We start from the raw sequence: 19,589 nt of genomic DNA on the forward strand, positions 1-19,589 counted from the left end.
AGGTTGTCAAAAATTCGTTTTTGGCAACCTTTCTTATTTTATAAATATTAGCGGATAGTCTCCAGGCCTTCGGGTGGCGTTATGGCGAGTTCCTCGAGCCCGGGTTTGGGAAGATCAAAGTTCTTCGGATCTTTCTTGTATTCCGCAACATAGTTGCCCAGGGTTTCCAGTTCGCCTGCGTTGAGATAGTTGGAATTTGGATTATCGGCCAGTTGCAGCCATGGCACAGCACTTTCAAAATCATAATCTCCAAACACCATGAAAGGAGTTCCATTGCGCTCAATTAACTGCCCCGTAGCATCGAGCTTCCACTGGCTGGCCCAGTTATAAATTGTGATGGCGTCATCTCTTCGCAGTCTCACGCAGGCATGGCTGGCAGGATAGCCGGGCATGGAGTACTGGTGCACGCCTACCCCTTCAAAATTCATAAAATTGAAATAATAAGGCATCAGCCACGAATCGTTGACCGTGCTAATTTTACTGCGCGCCTTATAATTTCCGTAGAAAAGTCCGGCGGGGGTTGGGGTTGATCTTTTCCCTGAACTCACCGGCCCCCATTTAAAGAGCCTGCCGTTCTCGTACAAAGCAAATGCCTGGATACGTCTAGAAATAAGCACGGTCTTGGGTATGGAATCGAGCATTTCGAGCCTTTTGGGAAAAGGGGAATAATCGAGAAAATTAGTGGTGAGCGTATCGGGGATCACCAGAAGGTCTCCGGGCTTAAGCCGGTAAGGGTCAACGCGGTTGATGCCAAAAATAAATTCCTGTTCCCTTTCGCTGAACCTGTGCTTGAAACTATCAATTTCGGCGGCATTTTCAAGGCTGTCAAGCTGGTAGGTCACGAACAATGGCAATTGCTGAGGCTCTTGTGTTTCCGCAGAAATTTCGGAAACAGGAGTTTTCTCCAGGTTTTGGGATTGCACGGCGAGATTAGAGCGCTCACAGGAACACCCTACGGCGAGTAGCGGTAGCATTAACAGAAAGTTCCAAATATTTTTCCTGATGTTTTTCATAGCACCTTCTCCAAAGCTTCGGAAGAAGTAAGCTTTCAAACTAGCGTTACATCTTCAGAAGAAATCTCCCCTGCACAAAGCTTTTACTAATTTCGTCAATTTTTTGATCAATTCCTACGGGTTTATAAAATCTATAAACCCTGAAAAATGTCATTTTTGAAGCTTGTTTTCAGCTATATAAGCAGCGAAAAACTTCCGAAAAAACCTTAAAATAAACTAAAATATTTGTCAATAAATTAATACCTTGTGAACATCAAAAAATGCTGACTATGAAATTTCTTGTTCTTCTATTTTTCGCGTTACTGGGAACGGGAGTGATGGCGCAGGAGAGCCCTGTTACTTTTGAAAGTAAGGGTATCACTTTCTCCGGTGATCAAAGTGTAACGCGCGAGAATAAACAAATTGTAGAGCTTACCGGCAATGTGCACTTCACAACTTCTATTGTGGAAATTGAAAAAGCCGAAAAAATAGTGTACGACCGAAATACTAAAACTTTCACCATAAGTGGTTTTAACGAGCTGGTGCTCAATGGCAAAAAACGCCTGGCTTCAGATTTTGGCTCCACTACCTTAAAAATCGACCTTGGCGGCAGTATAGCTTATTTAGTTGCCGAATCTACCAATTGCAAAGGCGGAAAAGGAAAGGGCTGCTAACATTCATGACCGAAGCTTATTTTAGGGACGAAGATTTTTCCGCAGAAAATCTTCGCAACGGAGACCTGCCCGCAGGAGAATACGAGCTCTGCAGTTTTAGGGGCATCAATCTTTCGGGAGCCAACCTGTCAAAAATGACATTTTCGGAATGTATTTTTGAAGCCTGCGACCTCAGCAATTCAGTAGCCAAGGGAACCTGCATTAGGGATACAGAATTTATAGATTGCAAACTTATGGGCATCAACTTTAACGAGCTTGATCCTTTTTTGCTCTCATTTTCTTTCAAAAATTGCCTTTTAAGCTACTCTTCCTTTAGCAGGCTTAAACTGAAGAATACTACATTTGACACCTGTAAACTGGTTCAGGTAGATTTTTCTGAAGCCGATTTCACTTCAGCTTACTTCGGGAATTGCGACTTTAGCGGTGCCATATTTTATAACACGAAGCTGGAAAAAGCTGATTTTAGCACCTCCAGGAACTTCAGCATAGACCCTGAAAACAATACTGTTAAAGGTGCCAGGTTTTCTTCGGAAAATATTGGCGGTTTACTGGAAAAATATAAAATAAAGATCGATTAGCAGCTTCTAAATTTCCAGTTGGCAGCCCAATTCCCGTTCCATGTAAAACCGGCATATAAAAAGCTTATCTTTGCCACCTTCTTTACGAGATACACGGCAGGTTGTAAGCCGGTACAGAACACAAAAAACAGCAGCTGTTTCAAGAAAATGCAACGTCTTTTCCAGCATTTCACATAAAACAATTTAATGTCTTTTAAAAAATTAGATTTAGATGAGGCCCTTTTAAAGGCGCTCGACACCCAAGGTTATACCAGGCCCACCCCAATTCAAAAACAGGCCATTCCCGTAGTCCTTTCAGGAAAAGACCTTTTGGGGGTAGCGCAAACCGGGACAGGAAAAACAGCCGCTTTTGGCCTTCCTATCCTGCAACTATTAAATGAAAAAAAATTTTCGGGCAAGGCAGTGCGGGCTTTGATCCTCACGCCTACCCGCGAACTCGCCATACAAATAGATGAAAGCCTTGCTGCCTACGGGAAATACACCAGGCTTAAACATTCGGTGATTTTTGGCGGGGTAAGCCAGCATGCCCAGGTAGACAAGCTGAAACGCGGCGTTGACATTCTTGTTGCCACGCCCGGCCGCTTACTCGACCTTATGAACCAGGGCTTTATCAATCTCAAATCGCTGGAAATATTCGTACTCGATGAAGCCGACCGGATGCTGGATATGGGCTTTATACACGATGTAAAAAAGGTCATAAAAAGCCTGCCCGAAAGAAGGCAGACCCTTTTCTTTTCGGCTACCATGCCCGAGGAGATCCAGAGCCTGGCAAAAATGATGCTGAAGAATCCGGTAAAGGTAGAAGTTACTCCGCCGTCATCTACAGTAGATAAAATTGACCAGTGGGTTTACTTTACCAACAAACCCGACAAAAGAAAATTGCTACTGCACCTTTTGGAAACCAATGGAATTAAAACCGCCCTTGTCTTTACCCGCACCAAACACGGTGCCGATAAAGTGGCGAGGTTTCTTGATAAAGCCAAAATAAGTTCGGCCGCCATTCACGGGAATAAGAGTCAGAACGCCAGGCAAAAGGCTTTGAAGAATTTCAAGAACGGAAACCTGAATGTGCTTGTAGCCACCGATATTGCCGCCCGCGGAATTGACATCGATGAGCTGGGCCACGTCTTTAACTTTGACCTGCCCAACGTGCCCGAGACTTACGTGCACAGAATTGGGCGTACCGGCCGCGCGGGGAACGAGGGAATTGCAATTTCTTTTTGTGCCGCCGATGAGCGAAAAGAACTGAAGGATATTGAGAAACTTGCCTCCATTAAGATCCCGGTGGTTGAAGAACACCCTTATCCCATGGACCTCAATGCTGCCCCACCAGCCCCTTCCCCACAAAGAAACCGGAACGGCAGGCAAAGGAGAAGACGTTAATTTTTGGTGAACCACGATCAATGGACTGAAAAATAATATTTAAAAACTTTGATAACAAAAGAGCTTTTTTCAAATGAAAAAAGCTCTTTTTATTTTTAATGAGTACATCTACAATGAGATTCTTACTGCGTAGGAATGACAACCTCAGAAACCTCTGGCATTTAGATCGCAGGTTTTGGTATGCGAAGCCCCTTCTATTCTATATAATTTCAGCCAATCGTATATCGCCCTTCTAAGTTCGTAATTTTATCTCGCCAGGTAACCGCCATCTATTGGATAGTATGCCCCGGTTGCGAATGAAGCTTTATCACTGCCCAGCCACAACACTAATTCTGCTACTTCTTCACTTCGGCCCAACCTGCCTATTGGGTGCAGAGAGATAAGGTGGTTTTTCACCTCGTCATCCAGCTGGTCTAACAAAGGCGTGTCTATAAAAGCAGGCCCCACCGCGTTGATTCGAATATTTTGAGAGGAATATTCTATAGCCGCATTACGTGTCATTCCCACAGCGGCATGTTTTGCAGCCACATACCCGGCCGATCCTTCAAAGCCAACACTTCCCAAAATAGAAGAAATGTTAATGATGCTGCCCTGCCCATTCCTGAGCATGGCTGCAATCTGGTACTTCATTCCGTAGAAGATACTGTGCAGGTTCACGTCTATCACCCGGTGCCAGCCTTCAAGGCTCATATCGGCAATTTTATTTGCCTCGCCACCAATCCCGGCATTGTTCACTGCAACGTCTAGCCTACCGTAAGTCTTTACTGCAAAATCTACCAGAGCCTTATTTTCGGCTGCTGAAGCTACATCGGCTTTAAAAAAGCTGGCTGTACCTCCCGATTTCTTAATGCGCTTCACTACTTCCTCCCCTGCTTCAGCATTGATATCCGAAACTACCACTTTGGCGCCTTCGCGTCCAAAAAGGAGGGCTGTAGCCTCCCCTATACCAGAGGCTGCGCCGGTAATAATTACTACTTTATCTTTCATAACACCAAATTTTTACTGAAAGTAAGATAGAAAACCCTGGAATGGGAGAAAATGATTAAAATCAGGAAGCGTTTGAAGAGGGGCAAAAATTTGCTATTTTAGAGTAGTATGAAAAAAATAATTTCGGGAGTAAGCATTGAACTGCGCCAGGGGGATATTTCAAAACAGGCAGACTGTGCTGCAGTGGTCAATGCAGCCAATGCCCAGCTAGAAACCGGCGGCGGGGTAGCCGGCGCCATACATCGCGCTGCAGGGCCGGAACTTGCCCAGGAAGCCAGGGCCATGGCTCCAATTAAACCGGGAGAAGCGGTAATTACAGGAGCCCATAATCTCCCCAACTTATATGTGATTCACTGCCTGGGGCCTGTGTATGGACAGGATAAACCTGAAGATAAACTCTTGGGAAATTGCTATTCAAAGGCCCTCGATCTGGCTGAAGAAAAACAGATCTCTTCTATTGCTTTTCCGGCGATTTCAACAGGTATTTTTGGATATCCGGCAGAAGCAGCCGCAAAAGTGGCTTTTACCAAAATCATTGAAAAAATCTCTACCCTAAAAACTCTCAAAAATGTCATTTTTGTACTCTATAACCAACAGGATCTAGACATACACAAAAGGGTGCTGGAGCAAATTATGCAGGGGAAAGAGTATTTGGGTTAAGCTGCTTATACGGTTGCATGCGGGTTTTGGATAACGCTGTTGTGGGTTAGCTGCCCGTAATTTTTAATGCTGAATATATTTTGCTCCCTTAAACCCCAAATTTTGAACCTTAAACTTTAACGAGCATCTTCCCTACATTGCGACCTTCAAAGAGGCCAATAAAAGCTTCAGGAAGTTTATCAAAGCCTTCTACCACGGTTTCATCGTATTCAAGGTTTCCATCCTTCAGCCATTCACTTAACTGCCGCAGCGCTTTTCCGAAGTCCTTTGCGTGATCGCGAACCAGGAAACCCTGCATAAGGGCGGTCTTTTTGATAAGAATTCCTTCGGGCCTGGGTCCAACAGGTACTTCCGTTTCATTATAAGTAGATATTGCGCCACAATTAATGATTCGGGCATCTTTGTTGATGGTTTGCAGCACGGCATCAAGAATCTCGCCCCCAACATTGTCAAAGTAGACATCAACCCCATCGGTACAAATCCTTCTAATGGCATCGGCCATGTTCTCTTCTTTATTGTAGTTCAATCCTTTGTCAAGGCCAAATTTCTCTTCCAGATGTTTTACTTTTTCATCACTGCCGGCAATTCCCACCACCATACAGCCTTTGATCTTGCCAATTTGTCCGGCTATGCTCCCCACCGCTCCTGCCGCACCCGAAACCACGAGGGTCTCTCCAGGCTTAAGCCGCCCGATTTTATCGAGGGCGAGATAAGCGGTGAGCCCTGTTAATCCCAGCACTCCCAAAAATGCCGATAACGGGGCAAGATCGGGATCGACCCTGTTGAGGCCGGTTCCCGTAGACAGCTGCAACTCCTTCCATTTTAGCATTCCGGAGACATACTCTCCGGTTTGAAAGTTCTTATTCTTACTCTCCACAACTTCGGCAACAACCATCGATTCTAAGGCTTCATTAACCTGAAAAGGAGGTATATAAGATTCTTCATTCCTCATTCTTCCGCGGAGATATGGATCTACTGAAATGTAAAGCGCCCTGAGCAGGATCTCTCCTTCTTCCGGCTTTGGGTCGTTCTCTTCAATAGTTTCAAAATCTGAAGTTGCGGGTTTGCCTGCCGGACGGTTTTTTAATAGAATGGTTTTGGACATGATGGGTTGGTTTTCATTGAAGATAAGGCTTCTCATGCATATTTACAAGCTGATATTTATGTAAATCAGAAATAAGAGAAGAATAATTTCAGTTAAAAACCAGGTACCGAAATGCACTTAAAAGTTACAGATATGACTCCAGAACTTCTCGTTCTTCAGCCTTAGCTAAACATTTTCTATTCTTCCAGAAGAAAACCTGTCCATGGCCTGTTGGTCATTCCCTCAGTGGTATTAAAGGTGTAAGTTCCACTCATCTCATTCTCCTGAAGTTCACCGGTGAGGATATAGTTTTCTCCTTCGTTATCGGGAATCATATCGTAGGTGAGCAGGTTGTCTTCCATACTCCACTCTCCCCATAGATCGTATACTCCGGGTACCGCGGGTTCGGTATAAAAAGCCGTACCATCTTCATAAAATTCCACATGAGCAACCCAGGAAACATCTTCTTCATGATGATAAGTTAATTCCCATTTAGAGCCTGCCAGATTGTGGGTTTCAAGGCTCAACTGCTCCCCGTAAGCCGTACCCGCCTCATTAGTTGCAAAGGTTCTGAAGTAATAATTGATCCCCGGATTAAGGTCTTCAATCTTTACCACAAATGGATCTTCAGATTGCCGGTTATTACTTTTCTTCATGGAGACAGGGGTCGTTTGGCCTTCAGGCAGGGCCACATTGTCATCTAAAGTTGGATTTGGATTTGTACTCCAAACCACTCCGTAAGATTGAATGTCACTGGCATCGCCCATAAGGGTTCCTGAAATTTGCACAGAAGTATGGGTGATGACCGCTTCAGATTCTCCGCTTAGGGTAACAACTTCGGGAAGTTGTGGTTCCCTGGTTCCATCATCAGAATCACAAGCCATAAAAAAGCTGAAACTCATGAACATGAAAACAAATTTGTGTAATGAATTTTTCATAATACCTGTTTTAAAGTGAATTTGAAAAGTACCGGAAAAATCCTGTCAACACAATACCACTTTATAGGTATTTTTCTGATTATCATTATGTTACACATTATTCATTTAAGTTTCACCCATAAAAAAACCTCCCCGGTCTCCCGGAGAGGTTTTAAATATTTAAAAATTTTAGGAAATTAGTTCTTTCCTTCCATTTTATCTTTCAACGCCTGAAGTTCTGCGTTCACATCACCAATAGTGGTGTTGCTCTGAGCTTGTTGTGCAGCGGCTTTCTTTTGGGCCTGCTTTACAATTTGCTGCTCTTCTTCCTTGTGGATAGCAGTGTGAGATGCTACCACTCTCTTGAATTCTTTGTTGAATTCAATGATCTGGAATTCTGCAGTTTCTCCCTGCTTAAGTTTGCTTCCGTCTTCTTTTTCAAGGTGACGTTGCGGAACGAATGCAGTGATATCTTCATTAAAGTCTATAGTCGCACCTTTGTCAACGATCTCTGTAATTGCAGCTGTGTGAGTAGTTCCTACAGCGAACTCAGATTCGTACTTATCCCAAGGGTTAGACTCAGTTTGCTTATGACCAAGGCTTAGTTTGCGTCCTTCAACATCAAGTTCAAGAACAACTACCTCAAGTTTATCTCCTACGTTAGTAAATTCACTTGGGTGCTTGATCTTCTTAGTCCATGAAAGATCTGAGATATAGATAAGTCCGTCAATTCCTTCTTCAAGTTCTACGAAAACTCCGAAGTTTGTGAAGTTACGAACAATACCAGTGTGTCTTGAACCTACAGGGTACTTAGAAGTGATATCAGTCCATGGATCTGGAGTCAATTGCTTGATACCAAGAGACATTTTTCTGTCTTCACGATCTAAAGTAAGGATTTGAGCTTCAACCTCATCTCCAACGTTCACGAAGTCCTGAGCTGAGCGCAGGTGAGTACTCCATGACATTTCAGAAACGTGGATAAGACCTTCAACACCTTCAGCAACTTCGATAAATGCACCGTAATCTGCGATCACAACTACTTTACCTTTTACTTTGTCACCAACTTTTAGGTTCTCGTCAAGAGCTTCCCATGGGTGTTTGCTAAGCTGCTTAAGACCAAGCTGAATTCTTGTTTTAGCCTCATCAAAGTCAAGGATAACAACGTTCAGTTTTTGATCAAGCTCAACGATCTCGTTTGGATGGTTGATTCTAGACCAGCTAAGATCGGTGATGTGGATAAGTCCGTCAACACCTCCAAGGTCAACGAATACACCGTAAGAAGTGATGTTCTTAACAGTACCTTCAAGTACCTGACCTTTTTCAAGCTGCCCGATAATTTCTTTTTTCTGCTCTTCGATATCGGCTTCGATAAGCGCTTTGTGAGAAACAACAACGTTCTTGAATTCGTGGTTGATCTTCACCACCTTGAATTCCATTGTTTTTCCAACGTATGCATCGTAATCCCTGATTGGCTTCACATCGATTTGTGAACCCGGAAGGAAAGCTTCAATACCAAATACGTCTACGATCATACCACCTTTAGTGCGGCATTTCACGTAACCGTTCACGATAAGACCCTCGTCATGTGCTTTGTTCACACGATCCCATGCCATAATAACACGAGCCTTACGGTGAGAAAGGATCAACTGCCCTGTAGCATCTTCACGCACATCGATCAATACCTCTACTTCATCCCCAACTTTAAGATCTGGGTTGTAACGGAACTCATTAAGAGAGATTACACCTTCACTTTTTGCATTGATGTCGATGATCGCATCACGATCTGTAATGTTGATCACTTTTCCGGTAACTACTTCATCATGTAAAGTGTCAACGAAATTTTCTGCTACAAGCTTTTCAAATTCTTCCAGCTTTTGATCGTCGATAGGATCAATTCCCTCTTCGTAGTTGTGCCAGTTGAATTCCTTTAAGAATTGCTCAGGATCTTGTTGCTGAACAGCCGCATCAGGTTGAGACTTAGCCCCCATTCCTGCTACCGGTTGAATTTCAGCGTTTTCAGAACCCTGAACTTCTTGGTTTTTGTTTTCTTCAGCCATTGCTGATAATTAATTTGTATCCTGTATTCTTCCGGAAGATGTTCGCAATAAAAGAACACAGAAGTGTTTATAATATTGATTTTCAATCCTTTTAGTCTCCCGACCTATTGCTAAAAGGAGTGCAAAAATACAATTATTTTTGTCAATTAACAATGTAGATATGAGATTTTAGATAGGAGAGATGAGAATTGAAAATGCCAGTCAATAATAGCTGGCGAGAGATATAACTTAATCTTAATTGCTGAGAAACCTTAGATGCTTAGACATCATTTATTTCCCGCTGATTTTGCAGATAAACGCAGATGTTTTAAATCCTTAAATTACCTTCTTAAAATGTCATTTTGGAAACCTTTGTTTGGTAGAAATAAAACCTGCCAAAGGGATTCATCTTCAAATTAAGCCATTGGAATTTGGTGCTTGTAATTTGAAGGTTATGATAATTGATCATTGCTAATTATTAATTGCCTCATCGTACAACTCCAGGATCTTTTCGAACTGTCCTGCCAGGGTGAGGTGGGAATTATCTATTTCTTTTGCGTCTTCAGCCTTTACAAGAGGGGAATCTTTTCTGGTGGTGTCTAAAAGGTCTCTTTCCTCCACATTTTCAAGCACCTCTTCAAAAGTGACATTTTCTCCTCTTTCCTGAAGTTCTAAAAACCGGCGTTGGGCACGTTCTTTTGCACTGGCAGTCATAAAGATCTTAAGCTCGGCCTTGGGAAAGACCACAGTCCCTATGTCGCGCCCGTCCATCACAATGCCTTTTTCCCTGCCCATTTCCTGTTGCTGGGCTACAAGCATTTCACGCACCTGAGGTACTGCAGCTATTTTGCTCACATACTGGGAAACCTCCATTTGCCTTATCGGTTTTTCAACATTTTCGCCATTCAGGTACATTTCCCCGAAACCCACTTCAGGGTTAAAGATGAACTTCAGCTTGATAAGAGGAAGATCGGCTATGAGTGCGGCAACATCAAAATGAGTTTCAGAAATGAATTTTTTCCGCAGCGCGTAAAGGGTAACTGCCCTGTACATCGCGCCTGTATCTACATACACATAACCCAGTTTTTTGGCCAGCTGCTTTGCCACGGTACTTTTACCTGTTGATGAAAAGCCGTCTATTGCAATGGTGATCTTTCTCGTCATAAATGTTGTTCTTCAGCTTAAAGAGCCAGAAATAAAGGCCCTCAAAAATGCCATTTTTGGCACCTCTGCAAAAATAGGTATTTCTTACAGGTTTAAAAGGAAATCGTTCTGAAACAAAAAAGCCCCGCCAGTAGCGGGGCCTGTAACAAACATTCCCTAGAGTTGCTTAGGGTTCTTAACTTTCTCATCGAGAATTGCCAGGTCAATTACCTGAGACATTTCTTTCACATAATGAAAGGTAAGACCTTTGAGGTATTCTTCCTTAATATCTTCAACATCCCGGCGGTTCTCTTCACAAAGAATGATCTCCTTGATATGAGCCCGTTTTGCAGCCAGGATCTTCTCTTTGATCCCGCCAACCGGAAGCACTTTACCACGCAGGGTAATCTCTCCCGTCATGGCTATGCTTTTCTTCACTTTTCGCTGGGTGTACAGCGAAACCAGCGAGGTAAGCATGGTGATACCGGCACTTGGGCCGTCTTTTGGCGTAGCGCCTTCGGGCACGTGAATGTGAACATTATATTTATCCATCACTTCAGGATCTATTCCTAAAGCTTCGGCGTTACCTTTTATGTACTCAAGAGCAATGGTAGCCGATTCTTTCATTACTTTCCCGAGGTTCCCGGTAATATTGAGAGAACCTTTTCCTTTAGAAAGAATAGATTCAATGAACAGGATATCTCCTCCCACCTGCGTCCAGGCCAATCCTGTAACCACCCCGGCAGTTTCATTGTCTTCGTATTTGTTGCGCTCGAGCTTGGGACTGCCCAAAACATCAAGAATATCCGAATCTTTGATCTTAATGTTGTACTCCTCTTCCATCGCCATGTTCTTGGCGGCATACCGCACCATTTTGGCAATTTGCTTTTCGAGGCTACGCACGCCCGATTCCCTGGTATAGCCTTCAACGATCTTCTCCAGCTGTTTTTTGCCAATCTTCAGGTTCTCTTTGGTGAGGCCGTGTTCTTTTAATTGCTTCGGAAGTAAATGCTGTTTCGCAATCTCCACTTTCTCTTCAATGGTGTACCCGGTCACGTTAATGATCTCCATCCTGTCGCGCAGGGCCGGCTGAATGGTTCCCAGGTTATTTGCAGTGGCAATGAACATCACCTTGGAAAGGTCAAACGGCATCTCGAGGAAATTGTCGTGAAATTCACTGTTCTGCTCCGGATCCAACACCTCCAGCAAGGCTGAAGAGGGGTCGCCGCTATGGCCAATGCTCAATTTGTCAATCTCGTCAAGCACAAAAACAGGATTGCTGGTTCCGGCTTTTTTGAGGGATTGAATGATCCTTCCGGGCATAGCGCCTATGTAAGTTTTTCTGTGCCCCCGTATTTCGGCTTCATCTCTAAGTCCGCCGAGCGACACCCGCACATATTCTCTGCCCAAAGCTTCGGCCACAGAACGCCCAAGGCTGGTCTTACCAACTCCCGGAGGACCGTACAGACATAAAATAGGAGATTTCATATCGTTCCTCAACTTGAGAACCGCGAGATACTCAATGATCCTTTCCTTTACATCTTCAAGACCATAATGATCGCGGTCAAGGATGCGCTGCGCACGCTTTAAATCGAATTTGTCTTTACTGAAGTCATTCCACGGCAAATCCAAAAACAGGTCGAGATAGTTCCGCTGAATGGAATATTCGGCCACCTGCGGATTCATCCGCTGCATTTTTGCCAGCTCCTTGTTAAAGTGCTCGCTTATATTCTCGGGCCATTTCTTCTTCTTCGCCCGGGCACGCATCTCTTCTACTTCCCCTTCATGAGAAACCCCGCCAAGTTCCTCCTGGATGGTCTTCATTTGCTGGTGAAGAAAATACTCCCGCTGCTGCTGGCTCATATCACTTTGCACCTTGTTCTGAATGTCATTTCTAAGCTCCAGCTTGTGGTACTCCATATTCATGAACTTAAGGGTAGCGAGTGCACGCTCTTTAAGATCATTGGTCTCAAGCAGCTTCTGCTTTTCCTCTACAGAAAGGTTCATGTTTGAGGAAACAAAATTGATAAGGAACGAAGGACTCTCAATATTCTGAATCGCAAAAGAAGCTTCCGAAGGAATGTTGGGACTGTTCTTAATAATTTGCAGGGCCAGTTCTTTGATAGAATCAATAATGGCTTTAAACTCTTCATTTTCCTCGGCAGGACGTGCCTCGGGCACTTCAATGATCCTGGCCTTCAAAAATGGCTTATCGGCAATCACTTCATCTACTTCAAAACGCTTTTTCCCCTGAATGATCACGGTAGTATTTCCATCGGGCATTTTAAGCACCCTCAGGATCCTTGCTACCACCCCAATTTTGTTAATGTCTTGCGCAGTAGGGTTCTCTACCTTTTCATCTTTTTGGGAAACCACCCCAATCACTTTTGTGTCATTGTTGGCTTCATTGATAAGTTTAATCGAGGTATCGCGGCCTGCCGTAATAGGTATTACCACCCCCGGGAAAAGCACTGTGTTTCTAAGGGGTAAAATAGGTAATACTTCAGGAAGGTCTTCTTTGTTTATTTCTTCTTCATCTTCAGGAGTCATTAGGGGGATCAACTCTGCATCTTCATCTATCCCCTGTAATGACAGACTGTCAAGATTTTTAAATTTTGTTCTGCCCATATCTGTTTTTAAGTCAAACTGTCACTGCAGTTATTATATCACAATCTATTTAGTTACTTTATTACCTTTACTCGTACTGTATAACAGGCATTTAAAGCACATTTTAGACACATTATTTCAATTCTTATGCCAACGTACAGAAAATCAATTAAAAGAAAATTCTGCAAAACTGTAACAATTTGAAAACTATCTCATCTTTATTATAAAGCTTTAAGATTTTGACACTAACCACCACACATATTGATGAGCTTTTGGATAAATGCCGCCGGGGAGACGAGCGGGCCCAAATGAAAGTGTACAAAAAGTACAGCAAAGCCATGTACAACGTGGCGCTGCGCATTGTAAAGGATTCTGCGGAAGCTGAAGATATCATGCAGGAATGCTTCTTAAAAGCCTTTGACAAACTTGACACTTTTGAAGGGACCTCAACATTTGGCGCATGGCTGAAAAGGATAGTTGTAAACCACAGCATAGGCGTGTACAACAAGAACACACGCTATAGCGAAGTAGAATACAACGACCAGTTTAAGCATGCTGCCGATGACTCCAGCGGAATTGATTCCGAAGAAGAAGAACAAAATCCTAAAGTAAAGATGATCTTAAAAACGATGGAATCATTAAAAGAAAACTACCGGGTAGCACTAACCCTCCATTTGATTGAAGGTTATGATTACGAGGAAATATGTGAAATTTTAAATATTACCTACGCCAATTGCAGAACAACAATTTCACGGGCTAAAGAAAGCCTTCGCACCAAATTACTGAGCTATGAAAAATGATAGAGACTTAAAAGACCTTTTTGACGGGCTCGATTTCGATATTGACGAACCTACCCCCCAGCATGAAGACCGCTTTAGGGAAAAATTACGGCAACGGCCTCAAAAAAAGAAACCCAGGCACAACGGGCTTATCACGATGTGGCTACCTGTAATGGCAGTGGCTGCAAGCTTCCTGGCAGCAGTACTTCTCTTTCAGGGGGTATTTGCCAATCCTTTCTCCCATACACAGGAACTGGCAAATGTCTCTCCCGAGATGAAACAAACCCAGGAGTTCTATTCTTCAGTAATAAGAACAGAACTCGCTGCCCTGCAGGAACAAAAAACCCCCGAGACCGAAGCTGTGATCAATGACGCCCTTGCCCAGCTCGATATCCTGGAAAAAGATTACCAGAACCTGAAAAAAGACCTGGGGAAAAGCGGCCAGGACCAGAGGGTGATCTTCGCCATGATCACCAATTTTCAAAAAAGAATTGACCTGTTAAAAATGGTACTTGAGAAAGTAAATGATATAAACACCCTAAAAAACACCAATCATGAAAACACTATTATATAAGGCTTTGATCGTCTTCTTCCTTGTCCCGGCTGTGGCATGCGCCGAAGGAGACTTTAGAGGAAAGTACACCAAGCAAAAACGCGTGAAGAAAGAATTTAAGGTCTCGGCCAGTGATATGCTGAAGATCTCCAACAGCTACGGCAACATTGATATTGTGACCTGGGATCAAAACCGCGTAGAAATTGAAGTCTTGGTTCGCACCAACGGCAATGACGAAGAAAAGGTGGAACAGCGCCTACGGGAAATCGATGTGGCTTTTAACCAGACTGCCGGGCAGGTGACCGCAAAAACCATTCTCGAAAAAAACAACAACAATTCTTTTTGGGGAAGCCTTTTTGGATGGAGCAGCAGCAATGTGAACATAGAGATCAACTACAGGGTGAAAGCCCCTGTGACCAACAGCGTAGACCTTTCTAATGACTACGGAAGCATTAACCTCGACAAGCTTAAAGGTGACGCTCAAATCTCCTGTGACTACGGAAAAATCATGATAGGCGAACTCCACGGTAACAACAATGAGCTGGATTTTGACTACACCCGAAACAGCAGCATTGGCTATGTAAAACGTGCCAGGATCAACGCCGATTATTCTGAATTCACTGTTGATGAGGCAGGAACCCTTGACCTGAGCGCAGATTATACCGATTCTAACATCCTGAAAGTAGAACAGCTCTCTTTCAACAACGACTACGGTTCCCTAAAAGTTGAAAAACTAAAGAATGTAAAAGGTGAAGGCGATTACCTGGGGATTAAAATAGGGCTTGTCTACGGCAGCCTTGACCTCAACCTGGACTATGGGTCGCTGGTAATTCAAAAGATCATGCCCAGCTTTAGGGAAATCAGGGTCAACAGCGATTATACCGGGGTGAAGCTGGGATATGACACAGAAGCGCCTTTCCGTTTTGAGATAAAAACTTCATATGGAGGCGTTAATGGAGTAGATAACAGTAACTTTAATGTGAACAGGCGCAACCAAAGCGGCAGCGACAACTATTACCAGGGGTACTACCGCAGCGAAAATACCGGAGGAAGAATCTATGTAGATTCCAGCTATGGCAGCGTCTCCTTCCTGGACTAATATTTACATAACATCAATCAATTAAAACCATTTAAAATGAAAACCTTACTCACTCTTTTTGCAGCTCTTTTTTGTGTCACCGCTAGCAACGCCCAATGGTGGCAGGGCACAAAAAAAGTAAATGGCAACGGCAATATGGTTACCCAAACCCGAAATGTACCAGATTATGACGCGGTATCCCTCACCGGATCCATGGATGTGATCCTGGTGAAAGGCAGGGAAGGAAGCTTAAAGATCGAGGCCGAAGAAAACCTGCAGCAGCACATTGAAACCGAAGTTAACGGCGGAAGGCTTAAAATTTCAGTCGAAAAAGGCTATTCTTTGAACCCTTCCGGAAATAAGGGAATTACCATAACAGTTCCATTTGCAGATATCGAAAATGTGAGCCTTACGGGATCGGGGGATATACGTTCCAACGACATGGTGAGCTCCCAAAAATTTTCGATCAACATCACCGGATCTGGAAATGTTAGCCTGCCCCTGCAAGCCAAAAGTGCTTCGGCAGATATCACAGGATCTGGAGATATTGACCTTACCGGCAAGGCCGAAGATTTTGACTGCAAAGTGACAGGCTCGGGAGATATCAGCGCCTTTGATTTTAAGTGCCAGCATGTTTCGGCCATGGTGACCGGCTCGGGAGACATTCAGGTTTATGCATCAGAATCTCTAAAAGCAAGCACCCCGGGTTCGGGAGATATCGAGTACAGGGGAAATCCAAAAAAAGAGGATTTCAGGACGATGGGTTCTGGATCTATCAGCAAAAATTAAAACTTCAGAAGTAAGCTCGCGGCTTAAAGACCTCATCCCAGCAGGGTGTCAAAAAAGGGGTTTTTAAGCCGCTTCTTTTTTTGCCAGTTTTCCGGTACGGGGAACCTTCAGCAATAAAAATACCCCTACCAGAAAGAAAGCTGTTATAAACAAAATGGAATACCGAATGCTGCCAAAAACCTGGGCAACCATTCCGTAGAGCAACATCCCTATCACAATGCCAATTTTTTCTGAAACATCATAAAAACTGAAGTAACTGGTGGTGTCAAGGGTGTCTTTAGGAAGCATTTTTGAGTAGGTGGAGCGCGAAAGGGTTTGAATGCCGCCCATTACCAGCCCTACCAGACCCGCAGCGATGTAGAATTGCAATGGCGTTTTCACAAAAAAGGCATAGATGCAAATGCCTATCCACAGCACATTCACCAGGATAAGCGTCTCTATATTCCCCATTTTTGAAGATAGCCGGGAGGTAATGGTGGCTCCTGCCACGGCAACCAGCTGGATTAAAAGAATACTCACAATTAATCCGGTTGTTGCGTCCTGCCCCGTCCAGTTCACTTCTTCGATCCCAAAATAGGTGGCGATCAACATCACGGTTTGCACCGCCATGCTGTAAATAAAGAAGGCTGTTAAATACCTTTTCAGCTGCAAATTATTCTCAAAAGACCTCCAAATCATCCTGATTTCTTTGTACCCGTTAAAAAGCACATCTCGCGTGAGTTTTTCCTTTTTATTGCCTTTTGGAAGGTAATAGTAAGTAATTTGGCTAAAGCCAATCCACCAGATCCCGGTAAGAACAAATGAAAGCCTGGTGGGCATAGCCTCACTTTCAAACCCGAACCATTCGTAGTTAAGCACTAAAAGAAGACAGATGACAAGCAGGATCACACTCCCAATGTAGCCCAGTGAAAATCCCTTTGCACTTACCTTATCCTGCTGGTTTGGAAAGGCAATATCGGGCAGGTAAGAGTTATAGAAAACAAGGCTGGCCCAAAATCCTACCAGCGCCAGGAAATAGCACACCAGACCAAAAATGAGGTTTTCCAGGTTAAACCAGAAAAGCCCTATGCAGGAAAGGGAGCCAAGATAGCAGAAGAATTTCAAAAAGTTCTTTTTATTCCCCACATAATCGGCGATACCCGAAAGAAAAGGGCTTATCACTGCCACCAGCATAAATGCCATTGCGGTCACGTAACTAATAAGCGAGTCGTTGTTAAAGTCAAACCCCAGCAGCTGCACTGTATCATGCACCACTTTTCCTTCTTCATCTTTAACAATGGTTAGGGCCGCATAAAAAATGGGGAAAATAGTTGAAGCTATGACAAGGCTGTAAACTGAATTTGCCCAATCGTAAAACGCCCAGGCGTTGAGTAATTTTTTACTTCCCTTGGGGAGTGATTTCATACAGGAAAAAATTAAAAGAGCTGCCAAATTTTGGCAGCTCCTAAAATACTGAATTTTTAATACCTCTATTTAAAGGAAGTCACCCCGAATTTACGGGCTTCGGCTTTGGCTTCAGGAGCCCATTTTTCAATATTGTTGATTCGGGTTTGAGGGTTGGGGTGCGTACTGAGGAACTCAGGCGGAGCCTGCCCTCCACTTTCCTGAGACATTCTCCTCCAAAGGTTGGCAGCCTCGGCCGGGTCGTAACCTGCAATGGCCATGAGGGTCAACCCAATCCTGTCGGCTTCGGTTTCATGGCTTCGGCTAAAAGGCAGCATTCCACCAAGGTTGGTACCTAGACCATAGGCCTGGGCTATAATTTGCTGGGTACTTTCGCTTTTACCCCCAACTGCGGCTCCCACAACTGCGCCCCCAACCTGTTGTAATTGGGCTGCACTCATACGCTGTGCCCCATGGTTTGCCACTGCGTGGGCTACCTCGTGAGCCATAATGGCAGCAACCCCTGTTTCATTTTTGGCAAGGGGCATGATGCCGGTGTAAAAGGCGATCTTGCCGCCGGGCATTGCCCAGGCGTTCACCTGGTCATCCTTTATCAATGAATATTCCCATTCGTAACCATCAAGATACCCCTGGTAACCGTTGGCGTTCAGGTATCTTTCTGCAGCAACGGCAATTTTTCTTCCCACATTTTCAACCATTCTTGCTTCGGGGGTATTTCTAACCACCTCACTCTGAGCCAGAACTTCATCATACTGCTGAAAAGAAGCAGGGAAGATCTGGGAATTGGAGACGAAATTCAAGTTTCTCTCACCGGTAAAAGGGTTCGTTTTACATCCTGCCAACAGGATTAAAAAACCAGCCACTATAGTTATTTGTCTCAGTTTCATAATTGATAATTTTGTTAAAGTTAATAAATCAAACCGGCCCCACTTGAAGCTTTAAATTAGGTTTAACAAAATACCTGCCAATCTTGAAAAGGCGCGCCCACGGCTTGCCCGGTAAAGATCCATATTTCGTAACTTGCACCCTTTCTCCTTTTATGACACAACAAAAAAAAGATCAAACCCCTGTGCAGAGGCTGCTGGTGCCCTCTTATATTTTAACCACAGGAAAAATACTTACCTCCATTTCCCCTTTTCTGGCCAGCAGGTTTGCAGCCAAACTTTTTCTCACGCCTTTCAGGTACAAACTTCCTGACCGGGAAAAGAAAATGGACAGGGAAAGTAAGCAGGAAAAATTGGTGCTGCCCCATTTTCAGAAGGAAATTGTGGTGTACCAATACGGCGATTCTTCCCGTAAAATTTTGCTCACCCACGGCTGGAGCGGCCGCGGCACCCAACTCGCTGTAATGGCCGAAGCCCTTATCAAAGCAGGCTTTGCTGTAGTGAGTTTTGATGCCCCTGCACACGGGAAAGCAGCCGGAAAAATGAGCATGATGCCCCACTTCATAGAAGCCATAGAAGTCATCGAAAAAAAATACGGCCCTTTTGAAGCGGCCATAGGGCACTCCCTGGGTGGCATGGCGTCACTAAAAGCAGTTTCTAACGGCCTGCCCGTAAAAAAACTGGTCATTATAGGTACAGCGAACAGCATTACCCACATCACCCGTGAATTTGCGCGTAACATGAAGATGAATAACAAAGTAGCAGACAAAATGAAAAGCTATTTTGACAGGAAGTTTGATGAGGATATGGATAAGCTCTCGGGTGCAGTTTCTGCGGAAGGAGTCAAAATTCCAACCCTGGTTATTCACGATGAAGATGATGTGGATGTGAACATCAGTTCGGCTTATGATATTCATGACAAGCTTGAAAACAGTGAACTTATGGTCACAAAAGGGCTTGGCCACCGCCGAATTTTAGGCAATTCAGAAGTTATTAAGAAAATCCTTGATTTTCTTTCGGTATAGTTCTTGTATCTTCATT

18 protein-coding genes are annotated in these 19,589 nt (G+C 44.0%); 9 read left to right on the forward strand and 9 right to left on the reverse strand.

Annotated features, from left to right (window positions below; translation table 11 throughout):
• Positions 1–47: 47 nt before the first annotated feature.
• The gene (locus JRG66_RS02275) at positions 48–974 is read right to left on the reverse strand and encodes a L,D-transpeptidase (protein ID WP_265164129.1); all 927 of its coding nucleotides are present in this window, start codon (positions 972–974) and stop codon (positions 48–50) included.
• Positions 975–1,282: 308 nt separating this feature from the next.
• Between JRG66_RS02275 and JRG66_RS02280 the strand changes: the two genes are divergently transcribed.
• The 3 genes from JRG66_RS02280 (at position 1,283) to JRG66_RS02290 (ending at position 3,627) form a co-directional block, all read left to right on the forward strand.
• Entirely contained in the window at positions 1,283–1,666 is a 384-nt protein-coding gene (locus JRG66_RS02280; RefSeq protein ID WP_265164130.1) for a hypothetical protein, read from the forward strand.
• Between the two features lie 5 nt (positions 1,667–1,671).
• Complete coding sequence (locus JRG66_RS02285; RefSeq protein WP_265164131.1) at positions 1,672–2,244, forward strand: pentapeptide repeat-containing protein; 573 nt, start codon at positions 1,672–1,674, stop codon at positions 2,242–2,244.
• 186 nt (positions 2,245–2,430) lie between these two features.
• On the forward strand, positions 2,431–3,627 hold the full coding sequence (locus JRG66_RS02290; protein ID WP_265164132.1) for a DEAD/DEAH box helicase: 1,197 nt from the start codon (positions 2,431–2,433) through the stop codon (positions 3,625–3,627).
• A 246-nt stretch (positions 3,628–3,873) separates the two neighbouring features.
• On the opposite strand, the gene JRG66_RS02295 is transcribed toward JRG66_RS02290, so the two are convergent.
• Positions 3,874–4,614: an SDR family NAD(P)-dependent oxidoreductase gene (locus JRG66_RS02295; protein WP_265164133.1), complete on the reverse strand. Its 741-nt coding sequence runs from the start codon at positions 4,612–4,614 to the stop codon at positions 3,874–3,876.
• 108 nt (positions 4,615–4,722) lie between these two features.
• On the opposite strand from JRG66_RS02295, the gene JRG66_RS02300 reads away from it, so the two are divergent.
• Entirely contained in the window at positions 4,723–5,274 is a 552-nt protein-coding gene (locus tag JRG66_RS02300; protein WP_265164134.1) for a macro domain-containing protein, read from the forward strand.
• A 109-nt stretch (positions 5,275–5,383) separates the two neighbouring features.
• Here the strand turns inward: JRG66_RS02300 and JRG66_RS02305 are convergent, their stop codons facing one another.
• The 5 genes from JRG66_RS02305 to lon all read right to left on the reverse strand — a co-directional run bounded on the left by JRG66_RS02305 (position 5,384) and on the right by lon (position 13,082).
• Complete coding sequence (locus JRG66_RS02305; RefSeq protein WP_265164135.1) at positions 5,384–6,379, reverse strand: NADP-dependent oxidoreductase; 996 nt, start codon at positions 6,377–6,379, stop codon at positions 5,384–5,386.
• A 176-nt stretch (positions 6,380–6,555) separates the two neighbouring features.
• Positions 6,556–7,296, reverse strand: a complete 741-nt coding sequence (locus tag JRG66_RS02310; protein WP_265164136.1) for a hypothetical protein — start codon at positions 7,294–7,296, stop codon at positions 6,556–6,558.
• A 176-nt stretch (positions 7,297–7,472) separates the two neighbouring features.
• Entirely contained in the window at positions 7,473–9,332 is a 1,860-nt protein-coding gene (gene rpsA / locus JRG66_RS02315) for a 30S ribosomal protein S1 (protein ID WP_265164137.1), read from the reverse strand.
• A 450-nt stretch (positions 9,333–9,782) separates the two neighbouring features.
• Positions 9,783–10,475: a (d)CMP kinase gene (gene cmk / locus JRG66_RS02320; RefSeq protein ID WP_265164138.1), complete on the reverse strand. Its 693-nt coding sequence runs from the start codon at positions 10,473–10,475 to the stop codon at positions 9,783–9,785.
• A gap of 156 nt (positions 10,476–10,631) precedes the next feature.
• On the reverse strand, positions 10,632–13,082 hold the full coding sequence (lon, locus tag JRG66_RS02325) for an endopeptidase La (protein WP_265164139.1): 2,451 nt from the start codon (positions 13,080–13,082) through the stop codon (positions 10,632–10,634).
• 218 nt (positions 13,083–13,300) lie between these two features.
• On the opposite strand from lon, the gene JRG66_RS02330 reads away from it, so the two are divergent.
• Genes JRG66_RS02330 through JRG66_RS02345 form a run of 4 tightly spaced genes read left to right on the forward strand, consistent with a single transcriptional unit; the run spans position 13,301 to position 16,260 of the window.
• Positions 13,301–13,861, forward strand: a complete 561-nt coding sequence (locus tag JRG66_RS02330; RefSeq protein WP_265164140.1) for an RNA polymerase sigma factor — start codon at positions 13,301–13,303, stop codon at positions 13,859–13,861.
• Positions 13,851–14,414, forward strand: a complete 564-nt coding sequence (locus JRG66_RS02335; RefSeq protein ID WP_265164141.1) for a DUF4179 domain-containing protein — start codon at positions 13,851–13,853, stop codon at positions 14,412–14,414. The genes JRG66_RS02330 and JRG66_RS02335 overlap by 11 nt, the downstream gene beginning before the upstream one ends.
• Entirely contained in the window at positions 14,395–15,492 is a 1,098-nt protein-coding gene (locus JRG66_RS02340; protein ID WP_265164142.1) for a hypothetical protein, read from the forward strand. Before JRG66_RS02335 ends, JRG66_RS02340 begins: the two co-directional genes overlap by 20 nt.
• Positions 15,493–15,528: 36 nt before the next feature.
• Positions 15,529–16,260, forward strand: a complete 732-nt coding sequence (locus tag JRG66_RS02345) for a head GIN domain-containing protein (RefSeq protein WP_265164143.1) — start codon at positions 15,529–15,531, stop codon at positions 16,258–16,260.
• Between the two features lie 63 nt (positions 16,261–16,323).
• Here the strand turns inward: JRG66_RS02345 and JRG66_RS02350 are convergent, their stop codons facing one another.
• On the reverse strand, positions 16,324–17,664 hold the full coding sequence (locus JRG66_RS02350) for an MFS transporter (protein WP_265164144.1): 1,341 nt from the start codon (positions 17,662–17,664) through the stop codon (positions 16,324–16,326).
• 65 nt (positions 17,665–17,729) lie between these two features.
• The gene (locus JRG66_RS02355) at positions 17,730–18,551 is read right to left on the reverse strand and encodes a M48 family metallopeptidase (RefSeq protein WP_265164145.1); all 822 of its coding nucleotides are present in this window, start codon (positions 18,549–18,551) and stop codon (positions 17,730–17,732) included.
• Positions 18,552–18,703: 152 nt separating this feature from the next.
• Between JRG66_RS02355 and JRG66_RS02360 the strand changes: the two genes are divergently transcribed.
• Positions 18,704–19,573 (forward strand): alpha/beta hydrolase, encoded by an 870-nt coding sequence (locus tag JRG66_RS02360; RefSeq protein ID WP_265164146.1) that lies wholly within the window; start codon positions 18,704–18,706, stop codon positions 19,571–19,573.
• The last annotated feature ends 16 nt before the right edge of the window (positions 19,574–19,589 follow it).

Source organism: Salinimicrobium tongyeongense (genome assembly GCF_026109735.1).
GTDB lineage: Bacteria > Bacteroidota > Bacteroidia > Flavobacteriales > Flavobacteriaceae > Salinimicrobium > Salinimicrobium tongyeongense.